Raw genomic sequence first — 12,044 nt, forward strand, 5'->3', positions numbered from 1 at the left:
TTCCTCTTTTAGTTACTGAGATTGCTCCCTGTTCCGGACTTATCTATTGGCATGTTCCTTGCTCTTTTTATATGCGATACTTCACCGTATTACATAAATATGTCTCGTGTGCCAGCGTATGGCCTGACCTACTTTTATGTATTATCAGGACATACGCACAGACATGTCAATAGTCGTATTCACGGAAAAGAACAAAGCAGCGGCACAGATTGCCAGTATACTGAGCGAAGGGGGGTTCAACCGGGCATCAATAGAGGGCATTCCGGTATACGACTTCAAAAAAGATGGGAAGGAATGGAGGATAATGGGGCTATCAGGTCATATCATGGGATATGATTTTCCTCCCGAACTAAATAACTGGAGGGGCTGCGATCCTGCAGTGCTTCTTGATACTCCCCCTGTGAAGAACGTGACCAAGCAGCCCTACGCAGCAGCAATAGCATTGGTTTCAAAAGGTGCCGATGAGATAATACTTGCATGTGACTTTGACCGGGAAGGGGAGAACATTGGCTTTGAGGCCAGGTCCCTTGCGGAGAAGGTATCAAAGTCCCCTGTGAAAAGGGCACGCTTCTCCTCCCTGTCCGAAAGCGAGATCAGGCATGCATTTAGCAATCTTGTGGAACCGGACTTCAACCTTGCAATGTCCGCAGAGGCACGCCAGATACTGGACCTTAAGATGGGTGCAGCCTTCACCCGGTTCCTGACCCTGGCAGTCCAGCAAAGGGCGCGTACCAAGGATATCATATCCATCGGTCCCTGCCAGACGCCTACATGCGGGTTCGTTTATGAGCGTGAGAAACTGATACTTGATTTCAAGTCAAAGGACTTCTGGAAGATAGAGGGGACTTTCAGCCATTCAAAGATGGATTTTACAGGTACCCATCGCAGCGGCCATATCCAGGATAAAGCAAAGGCCGATGAGATATTCAGCCGCATAAAAGGCTCCAAAACAGGCATCCTTGCAAAGAAAAGCGTAAAAGAATCCACAACAAGTCCTCCTTATCCGCTTAACACCACCGAGTTCCTCAAGCGTGCTTCCAAGTTCCTTGGGATAAGCCCGGAAAATGCCCTTGAGATAGCAGAGCAGCTTTACCTGTCGGGCTTTACCAGCTATCCGAGGACCGAGACCAATAAGTATGCAGATGATTTCGATTTCAGGATGAAGGTCCTGGGCTTTGCTTCGGGAGAATACCGGGAGTATGCGATGGCCATTCTTTCCAGGCTGCCCATTACATGCAGGAACGGGACCCGTGACGGGCATGACCACCCGCCCATACATCCTATCCGGGCAGCTACCAAAGCAGATGTCGAGAAAAGTGTAAGGATGCCTGATGCCTGGAAAGTGTATGATCTGGTAGCCCGGCATTTCCTTGCTAACCTGATGCAGCCTGCTCTCTTTGAAAAAACGCATCTTGAGATCAGCGTCAAAGGGGAGATATTCGATGCCACGGGGTCTGTAATGAAGGATGCAGGCTGGATGTCGGCATATCCTTTTGAGACAAAGAACGACAAATTCCTTCCTGATATAGCTGTGAACGAGGAAATAGCGATCAAGAAACTGAGCAATATCAAGTCACAGACCACTCCTCCCAAAAGGCTGACAGAGGCCGAGCTGCTGACCCTCATGGACAAATACAAGATTGGTACAAAAGCAACAGCTCCCTCTCATATCGAAACCAACAAAAAACGCGGATATTTTGAAACAAAGGGCAAGACCATCTCAATCCTTGATACAGGGTTTACACTTATGGAGGCTCTTGATACCACAGTTCCGATACTTGTGAAGCCTGACGTCCGGTCTCGTATTGAGGCTCTTATCCAGGATGTGGAAGATGGGAAGAAAGGATTTGAGGCTGCGCTTGAAGAAGGTTCCGTGCTTATCAGGGACATGTATTCACATCTGGTCACAAACAAGGAACAGATAGTCAGGAAAATGGCAGGGACAATCACCGACGAGCAGGTAGCTGCGGACAAGAAGAACTTCATCGGCCAGTGCCCGGAATGTGACCGTTTGTTGCGCATTGTCAAGACCGACAAGGGCAGGTTTGTGGGATGCAGCGGTTATCCGGATTGCAGGCAGACTTATCCGCTACCTAAGGAGGGTGCTCTTGTAATAGCCCGGTCAAAGCAGTGCAGCAAGTCTGGTATAGCTGTCCTGAAAGTGGGTACAAAGTACTACTGGTCTGTAGGTATAGGTCCATGTTTTACTTGCGAGCTTGAGAAAGTGTGCTTCCCGCCTGATGTCATCGGCCCCTGCCCTAAATGTGAGGGATCGATGTTCATTCTTGCCATGAAGGATACTCGTTTTCTGGCTTGTACCCATAAATGTGGATTTACACAATCCCTTCCCAAGGAAGGCAAACTGACACTGGCGGGTGAGTGTGAGCAGTGCGGCTGGAAGAAACTGGGTATAAAAGAAAAAGACAAGGATGCAAGGGAGTTCTGTATAAATCGGCAGTGCGCCTCCAGGAAGTTAAAAAAGGCTTAATCAAGAAAACTTGATTTATCATTAAATCAACAAATCTTGTATTACTCCAAATTTGACAAAAATTTAAATATATGGAACACATTCTAAGACTTGGAGACGAAGACTGTCCATACTACACAATAAAGATAAATCGCAATCATACCCCTTCTTTGGTTGGGTCTGCGAAAAATCTACCTCCTTTCTCCACAATCATTGTCTTCGTCTCCAAGCCTCCATATATTTACTTCCACTCTTCTGCATACTTTTCTTCATAACATATATTCTGTATGTCTTTTCTTGAGGATCTGGCATTTTTTTCTCTAGGATGTCCTATGGCAAGCACAGCCATGAGTTCCATGGATTCAGGACAACTAATAATCAAGTTAACTTTATCTTTGTTGTTCAATATCTCCCCGAGCCAGACCGCTCCAAGCCCCAGCTCGCAGCAGGCAAGCAGCATATTCTGTATGGCAGCGCCCACGGCCTGCAGGTCCTTTGTCCGGTTGTACATTGTGTCCAGGTCAAGGTAAACTGCTATGAGCAGGGGTGCATTACTTACGATCTTGCTGTAATGAGTGCACCCGGCTATCTTTTCCATTGTCTCTTTCTGCTGGATGACTATGAATTTCCATGGCTGGTTGTTAAGTCCCGAAGGTGCCCATCTGCCTGCGTTGAGGATGGTGGTGATGTCTTGCCTTGGGACCTTTACTTCTGTGAATTCCCGTATGCTGCGTCTTGATAGAATAGTCTCGATAGTTCCTGGCATTGCGAACCTCTGGTTAATGATGAGTATTTTGGAATCAAAAATAGAAAAAAGATGTAGGCTGAAGGCCTACTTTTCGTTAAGTCCGCTGTTGAGCCAGGGCATCTTTGCTCTGATCTGCTTGCCGATGATTTCCACGGGGTGCTCCCTGTCCATCCTTTCCATGGCTGTGAGGACAGGCCTGTTCGCTTTGCCTTCAAGCACGAACTCACGGGCAAACTCTCCATTCTGGATCCTTTCAAGTGCATCGTACATGGCTTCCCTGGACAGTTCGTTTATGACCTTGGGTCCCACTGTCATGCCGCCATATTCTGCAGTGTTGGAAACAGAGTACCACATCTTCTCGAGTCCTCCTTCGTAGATGAGGTCGATTATAAGCTTGAGCTCGTGGCATGTTTCAAAGTATGCCATTTCAGGCTGATATCCTGCCTCGGTCAGCACTTCAAAGGACATCTTGATCAGTGAGGCTACTCCACCACACAGGTTAACCTGCTCTCCGAAGAGATCGGTCTCGGTTTCCTCGCGGAAGCTTGTCTCATATACTCCGGCGCGCGTGCATCCTACTCCCTTTGCGTGTGCAAGTGCAAGGTTCTTTGCATTGCCTGTGGCATCCTGGTAAACTGCGATAAGTCCGGGGACTCCTGCGCCTTCCCTGTAGGTCCTTCTGACCATGTGTCCGGGGCTCTTTGGCGCGACCATGTATACGTCGATGTCCTTCTGGGGCACTATCTGGTTGTAATGGATATTGAATCCATGTGAGAATACAATGGCATTCCCAGCTTCAAGTCCTGGCTCGATCTCGCTGTAATATACCTGGGACTGTGTCTCGTCGGGCAGGAGTATCTGTATGATGTCTGCAGCTTTTGCTGCATCTGCCACTGTCATGACCTTAAGGCCATCATCCTCGGCCTGTTTCCAGCGCTTGCTGCCCTTTCTTAAGCCCACGACCACGTCAAGGCCGGAGTCATGAAGGTTCTGTGCCTGGGCGTGCCCCTGGCTTCCATAACCCATAACTGCTATTTTCTTCCCTTTCAGTGCAGTAAGGTCTGCATCATTATCGTAGAACATCTGTGCCATTATCTAGTACCTCTCTATGTGAATATTTATGTGAATGAATCTTATCCGCAAATAAAAATTTGGTATTAACTGTGCTTTCAGCTTGAAACACCTTTCGCCCCTCTTCTCAGGGCGACCTTGCCGGTCCTGACCATTTCCTTTATCCCGAAGGGGCGCAGGAGCTGCTCTATTGCCTCTATCTTGGTTTCGTCGCCTGTCACTTCCACGATCATTGACTTTGGAGCCACGTCGATTATCCTTGCGCGGAATATGTCCACTATCTGCATGATCTCGGACCTGTTGTTGACATCCGAACTCACCTTGAACAGTGCCATTTCCCTTTCAACAGTATCTTCTGCTTTAAGGTCGCTGACACGGATGACATCGATGAGCTTGTTGAGCTGTTTTGTGACCTGCTCGAGGACTTCGTCATCTCCCCTGACCACAATTGTCATGCGGGAAATGGTGGGGTCTTCCGTGACTCCGACAGTCAGGCTGTCAATGTTATAACCTCTCCTTGCGAACATGCCTGCGACCCTTGCGAGTACCCCATGCCTGTTCTCAACCATAACTGAAAGTGTGTGCCTCATTCTTTCCTCTCCAGGTCAAGTATCTCGTTGATAGCAGCACCAGCCGGGACCATGGGTGAAACATTTTCCTCACATTCGACTATGAAGTCAATAAGTGTGGGTCTGCCTGAGGCGATGGCCTTTTCAATAGCAGGGCGGACCTCATCGCGTTTTGTTGCCCTTATTCCCAGGGCACCGTATGCTTCGGCAAGCTTGACAAAGTCGACACTGTCTCTTATACAGGTAGAGGAATACCTCTTACCGTAGAATATTTCCTGCCACTGCCTGACCATGCCCAGGAAGCCGTTGTTGAATATGGCAATGATGACCGGGATATTGTTCTGCACGATGGTCGCCATCTCCTGCGAGTTCATCTGGAAGGAACCGTCGCCTGAAACATCGATGACCACCTTGTCAGGCCTGGCTACCTTTGCGCCTATAGCGGCAGGGAACCCGTATCCCATGGTCCCGAGCCCGCCTGAGGATATGAAGGTCCTGGGCTCTGTGTACTTGAAATACTGGGCAGCCCACATCTGGTGCTGTCCGACCTCTGTGACTATGATGGCATCGGGGCATACTGCATTGATCTGCTCGACGATATACTGGGGCTTGATCTCGTCCCCGGCAGGTTCCATGTAGTGGAGGGGATATTGCTTCTTCCATCCCTCTATCTTTTCCAGCCACTTCTCTGACTGGGATTTCCCTGTGTACTTCAGGAGGTGGGAGAGTATCCACTTTGCATCCCCTACAATGGGTATGTCGACCTTCACGTTCTTTGATATCTCTGCAGGGTCGATGTCAATGTGGATTATCTTTGCATTCGAGGCAAAAGATTTTAGTTTACCTGTGACCCTGTCATCAAACCTTACGCCCACAGCGATCAGCAGATCTGATTCCTGGATGGCGTAATTTGCATACTTTGTGCCGTGCATGCCAGGCATTCCCAAGAACAGGGGATGGTTTCCAGGGAACCCTCCCATACCGGTGAGGGTTGTGGTCACAGGTGCCTGGATCTTCTCGGCAAGTTCTTTCAGCTCAGCGGCAGCATTTGCGCTGATCACTCCTCCACCTGCATATATCACAGGTTTCGCCGATCTCTCTATCTCTGCGGCGGCTTTCTTGATCTGCTGGAGATTTCCCTGGTATGTGGGATTGTAGCCTCTCAATTCCACCTTGTCCGGGTAATAGAAATCGACCATATCTGTTGTAATGTCCTTGGGCAGGTCGACAAGTACAGGTCCGGGTCTTCCGGTGGATGCTATGTGGAACGCCTCTTTAATGATCCTTGGCAGTTCCTTGACATCCTGTACAAGGTAGTTGTGCTTTGTAATGGGCATGGTTATGCCCGTGATGTTAGCTTCCTGGAACGCGTCGTTACCTATCATCGAACTGGGCACCTGCCCGGTAAGTGCCACCATGGGTATGGAATCCATGTATGCGTTAGCTATGCCTGTGACCAGATTGGTTGCTCCTGGTCCTGAGGTTGCAAGGCAGACACCTGTCTTGCCGGTGGCCCGTGCATAACCCTCCGCTGCGTGCGCGGCGGCCTGCTCGTGCCTTACCAGTATGTGGCGGATGTTGGAACTGTACAGTTCATCGTATATAGGGAGCAGAACTCCTCCGGGGTATCCGAAGATGGTATCAACTCCTTCCCTGTACAGGCACTCGATGAGGGCTCTGGCTCCTGTCATTCTTTCGGTAGATCCGGTCATATGAATCCTCTGATTATGATTACTTTTTTAATGAGTATGCGAGCAAATATGTTTTTCAGATCAGGCGATTGATGCCGTTCAGCACGGCTTCCACGGACGCCATCACAATATCGGTTCGTGCACCTCTGGATGTCACCATCTTTCCGTCCTTGGAGAGCTTTACAACCACTTCTACAAGCGCATCGGTGCCGCCGGTGATAGCATCCACATGATACTCTTCCAGCTGTACATCACCAAGGCTCTTGATGCCTTTCTTGATGCTGGCAAGGGTTGCATCCACAGGTCCGTCGCCGACACTTGCCTCTATGACTTCTACACCATCCACCCTCATCCTCACAGAAGCTGTCGGTATGACCCTGTTGCCTGACACGACTGTGTATTCTTCCAGGACGACCTTTGCCTCTCTCTGGATGTTGAGCACGGTTTCTGTAATGGTCTGCAGGTCAGCATCAGTAACTCTCTTTCCGTGGTCCCCAAGCTCCTTTATCCTGTCGAGGATCTCCTGGAGCTGGGTGTCATCAACAGTCAGTCCCATTTCTTTTACAGCGAGGGTGACCGAGCTTTTGCCCGCGTGCTTGCCAAGTACTATCTTGCGCTCCCTGCCTATCACTTCGGGCCGGATGGGCTCGTATGTGGATGTGTCTGCCAAGAGTCCATGTACATGGATACCTGCCTCATGGGTGAATGCATTTCCTCCGACGAGGGATTTGTTAGGGGCCACGGGTATGCCTGTCAGCCTGCTCACAAGTCTTGAGGTCTTGAAGATCTCTTTTGTATTAATGCCGGTCTTACACTTGTATAACCACTCAATGGTCATTACCACTTCTTCCAGCGAGGTATTGCCAGATCTTTCACCGATGCCGTTGATGGTCACATGTGCCTGGCTGGCGCCTGCGCGAAGGGCTGCAACGGTGTTTGCGGTGCCAAGCCCGAAGTCGTCGTGGCAGTGAATGCTTATGGGTGTGCTGATGGCAGATGTTATATCCCTGAATATGGCATCTGTCCGCTCCGGGACCAGCAATCCTACGGTATCACAGAAGCATAACCTGTCTGCACCTGCCTGTATCCCATCAATGTAAAGGGACTTGAGGAAATCCATGTCTGCCCTTGAAGCATCCTCTCCGCTCAGTTCTACGATGAGGCCGTGCTCTTTGGCATACTCGGTGGTCTCAATGGCCATCTGCCTCACGGTCTCCCTGTCCTTGCGCAGCTTCACCTGGATGTGCAGGTCGGATACGGGCGCTACGAGATGAATCGAATCCACGTCACACGCCAGGGCAAAATCCACATCCTGCTTCATGATCCTGCAATAGCTGCAGATCTCAGCGTTCAATCCTTCCGCTGCCACGGCTCTGATGGACTCGCGCTCACCTTCGGATGTGATGGCAGAGCCTGCCTCGATCACATTCACGCCCAGCTCGTCCAGCTTTCTGGCAATAGCTACCTTGTCATCGCTGCTAAGCGCTACACCGGGTGTCTGTTCGCCGTCTCTGAGAGTCGTGTCTAAAAACCGGACATTCTTAAATAATATAATCCCTCACAATTTGTTGTCTGTTCCAATAACAGCGTAGAGGGATATACTGAAGTGCTATATATGTATGACGATTATTTTGTCACGATTGTTCACGTGATGTCAGATTAGCCCCTAACAGGCCTCTTCCAATCCGGCTATATTTTCCGGATACTGCCCCATAGCTACATACAATTCTCTAGGAGGATCACTTTGACATGTAACCCTGCTCAGGCAGAGCAAGTAATATCAGTGTAAAAATGACTACCTGAAACTTAATAAGGATAATTGCCAATATGAATGGGGAGAGATAAAAAGATCATATTCCTGAACGATGGAAACAAAACAGGTAACTGAGAATGGAGAGCTCATCAATGGGTGTATCAGAGGGATGTATGAAAATGGATGATATTAAGTTCCTGATCAACGAGCACAGGGAAGAGATCAGGCAGTTGTTCAAAGCTGAGGTTATTGGTATCTTTGGTTCTTATGCCAGGGGAGAAGAGAAAACTGGTAGCGATGTTGATGTACTTGTAAATTTTGATGGTGGAGCCACCCTCTTTGATCTTACAGGGCTTGGTGATTATTTCGAAAGCATGTTCGGATTACCTGTCGATGTGGTTTCCATGCGGGCCTTGCATCCACTGATGAAGAGCGAAGTATTGAAAGAGGTGGTGTCGTTATGAGGACTCCGTCACTGTATATTTCGGAAATGATTGAGGCAGTATAATTAATTGAAGATTTCACACGGGGTATGGACAGAAATGATTTCCTCGTCGATGAAAAGACCAAGAGCGCAGTGGTGAGACAGTTCGAGATATTAGGAGAAGCAGCCAAAGCAATACCTGAAAGAGTAAGGGTACTTGCACCGGAACTTCCATGGAATATGATCGCAGGAATGCGTGATAGACTGATACACGCTTATTTTGCCGTAGATTATGAACTGGTGTGGGACACCCTATATAATGAACTACCTGAACTTAAAGTAAGACTTGAGTTGCTACGGGCTGAAGTAAAAAAAGATGATGATCCTTAAACCGCCATTTCGATTATTTTGCAACAAGTTTTGTCATGCAGGACTTGTCCGTTGTCAGCAGAGATTTTCCATGCCGCTTGAGTAATTTTTTTGTATTGTCTTGGGCTTGTCACAAAAAACAAAAGGGGATGAGCCCCTGTCCGCTCAGAAATAGTCATTCACACTGAGCATTGCCTTTGCTATGAGGTTGGAGCAATGCTTCAGGTCGGCAACATCAAGGACCTCTACCGGGGAGTGGATGTACCTTGTTGCAACACTGACCACGGTTGAGGGGATGCCTTCCCTTGTGAGGTGGATGGCCGTGGCGTCTGTTGTGCCACCGTCGCCGACATCTGTCTGGAATGGGATATCGTTCTTCTTTGCTGTCTCGGTAAGCCATTTGACCACTTGTGGTGCGGCGATCAAGCCTCTTCCTGCTGCATCTGCTATGGTGATGGCTCCTCCTTTGCCGATGTCCAGCACGGAATCCTTCTTATCGATTCCCGGATGGTCGCCAGGGATGGTCGTGTCGATCGCTATGGCAAGGTCGGGGTTGAGTCCGAATGCGGATGTCCTGGCGCCCTTGAGGCCTACTTCTTCCTGCACCGTACCGACTGCATAGACGGTTGCCTTGATGTCCATCTTTGATATCTGGCGCATGGCATCGACGATAATGGCACAGCCTGCCCTGTTGTCAAAGGCCTTTCCGGTTATCTTACCGTTTGCGAGCTTTTTGACCTCACGGTCCATGGAAACAGGGGTACCTATAATGATCCCCATATTCAGTGCATCTTCCTTGTCGTTAGCACCTACATCAATGAACATGTCATCTGCATTGACCGGTTTCTTTCTTTCCTCATCCTTCATGACATGCGGAGGCTTTGATCCGATCACTCCTGGTATGGGACCTTTCTCGGTATGTACAATTACCCTCTGGCTGTGCAGGGTGGGATCGAACCATCCCCCTATCTTGACAAACCTGAGGAAGCCCTTGTCGTCGATATACTTGACCATGAGCCCGATCTCGTCCATGTGTGCCGCAAGCATAATTGATGGGCCATCGCCTTTTTTGACCGTGATGAGATTGCCCATCTTGTCCACTCTCATTTCGTCCACATAAGGCCTGAGTTCTTCCTCAAGGATCGCCCTGATGTTCCCTTCGCTGCCGGATATGCCGTGAGCATTTGATAATTTAGTGATCAGTTCTTCCATAATAATCATCTTCTGATATTTTCAGAAAAGAATGGGGTTGCAGGAATATAAGGTTTGAGTAATGAGGAAGATAAAAGAAGAAAGAATGGAAAAAAGTTGAGAGTAAGTTATTGGCTTACTCTTCCTTGCGGCGCTGCATGAAGAATGCAAGACCGAGGATTGCTGCTATTGGCAGAGCAATGGTTGGGAACTCAGGGATTGATTCTACCTGCCTTGATGCCTGACCGTATATGAATACACTCTCTGTGTCTACACCAGCTACCTGTATGGTAACTTTGTATACTGTGCCTACAGCTGCGTTCTCATCCAGTGTGAGCTTAATTACGCCAACATCAGTGTATGTTGGGGCTGAAGTTGGTGTGAAATTCGGGTGAGTGAACACAACAGTCAGGTCAGAAGCAGATCCTACACCACTGACAACGCCTGCCTTGTATCCGTATGTTGCACTGTTATTTATTGCACTTGGAGTAAGGTAAGTGGCATGATAGCTGAGTGTGAGTGTCTCACCTGGGTAGATTACCAGTGGGTTCTCAGCTGGATTAGTGCCTGCCTCATTCCATATGCTTGCATCGTGTGTCAATGTTGCTGAAGCTGTTCCCGCCATAGCTACAAGAGCCAGAAGCGTTATTAGTAATAGTCTTTTCATTTTGTACCACCTTTACTTTAGTAACGTTTATATTAAACACAAATACTCATCTTTGTTCCTATATAAACATTTGTAAAAAGACTGATAAATGCTTATCCTCATAATGATGAGGTTATCTTCTTTGTACAGTTTCAATCAGTGTACGATATTTCCTATATTATTAAGCATATATTTCAGGACCCGCAGAAAACCTGCACTTTTGTTGTTTTATGTTTGTCTTTATGAGGATCTGTGCTTTCTGCGGGCACTTCTACAAAGCTCGTTTTAGGTAGTGGCCTGCATTGTGCATCAGCCTGATGAGCTCAAGACGTAATATCTGAGAAATCGAAAAAAGAAGTTGTTTTCTAAAAATAAACAGTTGAGAGTAAGTTATTGGCTTACTCTTCCTTGCGGCGCTGCATGAAGAATGCAAGACCGAGGATTGCTGCTACTGGGAGTGCAATGGTTGGGAACTCAGGGATTGATTCTACCTGCCTTGATGCCTGACCGTATATGAATACACTCTCTGTGTCTACACCAGCTACCTGTATGGTAACTTTGTATACTGTGCCTACAGGTGCGTTCTCATTCAGTGTGAGCTGAATTACGCCAACATCAGTGTATGTTGGGGTTGAGGTTGGTGTGAAATCCGGGTGAGTGAACACAACAGTCAGGTCAGAAGCGGATCCTACACCACTGACAACGCCTGCACTGTATCCGTATGTTGCACTGTTATTTATTGCACTTGGAGTAAGGTAAGTGGCATGATAGCTGAGTATGAGTGTCTCACCTGGGTTGATTACCAGTGGGTTCTCAGCTGGATTAGTGCCTGCCTCATTCCATATGCTTGCATCATGTGTCAATACTGCTGAAGCTGTTCCCGCCATAGCTACAAGAGCTAGAAGCATTATTAATAATAATCTTTTCATTTTGTACCACCTTTACTTTAGTAAGGTTTATCTTAAACAGGCATACTCATCTTTGTTCCTATATATACATTTGTAAAAAGACTGATAAATGCCTATCTTCATAATGATGAGGTTATCCTCTTTGTACAGTTTCAATCAGTGTACGATATTTCCTATATTATTAAGCATATATTTCAGGACCCGCAG

11 protein-coding genes are annotated in these 12,044 nt (G+C 48.0%); 3 read left to right on the forward strand and 8 right to left on the reverse strand.

The features are described from left to right. The first annotated feature begins 163 nt into the window (after positions 1-163). Positions 164-2,488 (forward strand): DNA topoisomerase, encoded by a 2,325-nt coding sequence (locus Q8J68_RS07465; RefSeq protein ID WP_305310894.1) that lies wholly within the window; start codon positions 164-166, stop codon positions 2,486-2,488. 220 nt (positions 2,489-2,708) lie between these two features. Here Q8J68_RS07465 and Q8J68_RS07470 read toward each other — a convergent pair whose 3' ends face one another. From Q8J68_RS07470 to Q8J68_RS07490, 5 genes are all read right to left on the reverse strand, one after another. Continuing rightward, a complete protein-coding gene (locus tag Q8J68_RS07470; RefSeq protein WP_305310895.1) occupies positions 2,709-3,233 on the reverse strand; it encodes a nitroreductase in 525 nt (174 codons plus the stop codon). Between the two features lie 66 nt (positions 3,234-3,299). After that, a complete protein-coding gene (gene ilvC / locus Q8J68_RS07475; protein ID WP_305310896.1) occupies positions 3,300-4,307 on the reverse strand; it encodes a ketol-acid reductoisomerase in 1,008 nt (335 codons plus the stop codon). 77 nt (positions 4,308-4,384) lie between these two features. Next, positions 4,385-4,876: an acetolactate synthase small subunit gene (gene ilvN, locus Q8J68_RS07480; protein ID WP_305310897.1), complete on the reverse strand. Its 492-nt coding sequence runs from the start codon at positions 4,874-4,876 to the stop codon at positions 4,385-4,387. After that, positions 4,873-6,567, reverse strand: a complete 1,695-nt coding sequence (locus Q8J68_RS07485) for an acetolactate synthase large subunit (protein ID WP_305310898.1) — start codon at positions 6,565-6,567, stop codon at positions 4,873-4,875. The genes ilvN and Q8J68_RS07485 overlap by 4 nt, the downstream gene beginning before the upstream one ends. Before the next feature lie 55 nt (positions 6,568-6,622). Continuing rightward, complete coding sequence (locus Q8J68_RS07490) at positions 6,623-8,101, reverse strand: (R)-citramalate synthase (RefSeq protein WP_305310904.1); 1,479 nt, start codon at positions 8,099-8,101, stop codon at positions 6,623-6,625. A gap of 350 nt (positions 8,102-8,451) precedes the next feature. Here Q8J68_RS07490 and Q8J68_RS07495 point away from each other — a divergent pair, with 350 nt between their 5' ends. Together Q8J68_RS07495 and Q8J68_RS07500 are read left to right on the forward strand one after the other, a co-directional pair. Continuing rightward, positions 8,452-8,763, forward strand: a complete 312-nt coding sequence (locus tag Q8J68_RS07495; protein WP_305310899.1) for a nucleotidyltransferase family protein — start codon at positions 8,452-8,454, stop codon at positions 8,761-8,763. Between the two features lie 47 nt (positions 8,764-8,810). Next, on the forward strand, positions 8,811-9,113 hold the full coding sequence (locus Q8J68_RS07500) for a DUF86 domain-containing protein (protein WP_305310905.1): 303 nt from the start codon (positions 8,811-8,813) through the stop codon (positions 9,111-9,113). Between the two features lie 144 nt (positions 9,114-9,257). On the opposite strand, the gene Q8J68_RS07505 is transcribed toward Q8J68_RS07500, so the two are convergent. From Q8J68_RS07505 to Q8J68_RS07515, 3 genes are all read right to left on the reverse strand, one after another. Further along, positions 9,258-10,304 (reverse strand): M42 family metallopeptidase, encoded by a 1,047-nt coding sequence (locus Q8J68_RS07505; protein ID WP_305310900.1) that lies wholly within the window; start codon positions 10,302-10,304, stop codon positions 9,258-9,260. 115 nt (positions 10,305-10,419) lie between these two features. Continuing rightward, positions 10,420-10,950 (reverse strand): PEF-CTERM sorting domain-containing protein, encoded by a 531-nt coding sequence (locus Q8J68_RS07510; protein WP_305310901.1) that lies wholly within the window; start codon positions 10,948-10,950, stop codon positions 10,420-10,422. A 377-nt stretch (positions 10,951-11,327) separates the two neighbouring features. Beyond that, positions 11,328-11,858 carry a PEF-CTERM sorting domain-containing protein gene (locus Q8J68_RS07515; RefSeq protein WP_305310902.1) on the reverse strand — a complete coding sequence of 177 codons (531 nt, stop codon included), beginning with the start codon at positions 11,856-11,858 and terminating at the stop codon, positions 11,328-11,330. Positions 11,859-12,044 lie beyond the last annotated feature (186 nt).

This window comes from Methanolobus sp. (assembly GCF_030682845.1).
GTDB lineage: Archaea > Halobacteriota > Methanosarcinia > Methanosarcinales > Methanosarcinaceae > Methanolobus.

Excerpts from the sequence above, each read along its gene's own strand:
- Q8J68_RS07495 (WP_305310899.1), top strand. The coding sequence starts at position 8,452 with ATGGGTGTATCAGAGGGATGTATGAAAATGGATGATATTAAGTTCCTG.
- ilvN (WP_305310897.1), bottom strand. The coding sequence starts at position 4,876 with ATGAGGCACACACTTTCAGTTATGGTTGAGAACAGGCATGGGGTACTC.
- Q8J68_RS07470 (WP_305310895.1), bottom strand. The coding sequence starts at position 3,233 with ATGCCAGGAACTATCGAGACTATTCTATCAAGACGCAGCATACGGGAA.
- ilvC (WP_305310896.1), bottom strand. The coding sequence starts at position 4,307 with ATGGCACAGATGTTCTACGATAATGATGCAGACCTTACTGCACTGAAA.
- Q8J68_RS07485 (WP_305310898.1), bottom strand. The coding sequence starts at position 6,567 with ATGACCGGATCTACCGAAAGAATGACAGGAGCCAGAGCCCTCATCGAG.
- Q8J68_RS07465 (WP_305310894.1), top strand. The coding sequence starts at position 164 with ATGTCAATAGTCGTATTCACGGAAAAGAACAAAGCAGCGGCACAGATT.
- Q8J68_RS07505 (WP_305310900.1), bottom strand. The coding sequence starts at position 10,304 with ATGGAAGAACTGATCACTAAATTATCAAATGCTCACGGCATATCCGGC.
- Q8J68_RS07510 (WP_305310901.1), bottom strand. The coding sequence starts at position 10,950 with ATGAAAAGACTATTACTAATAACGCTTCTGGCTCTTGTAGCTATGGCG.
- Q8J68_RS07515 (WP_305310902.1), bottom strand. The coding sequence starts at position 11,858 with ATGAAAAGATTATTATTAATAATGCTTCTAGCTCTTGTAGCTATGGCG.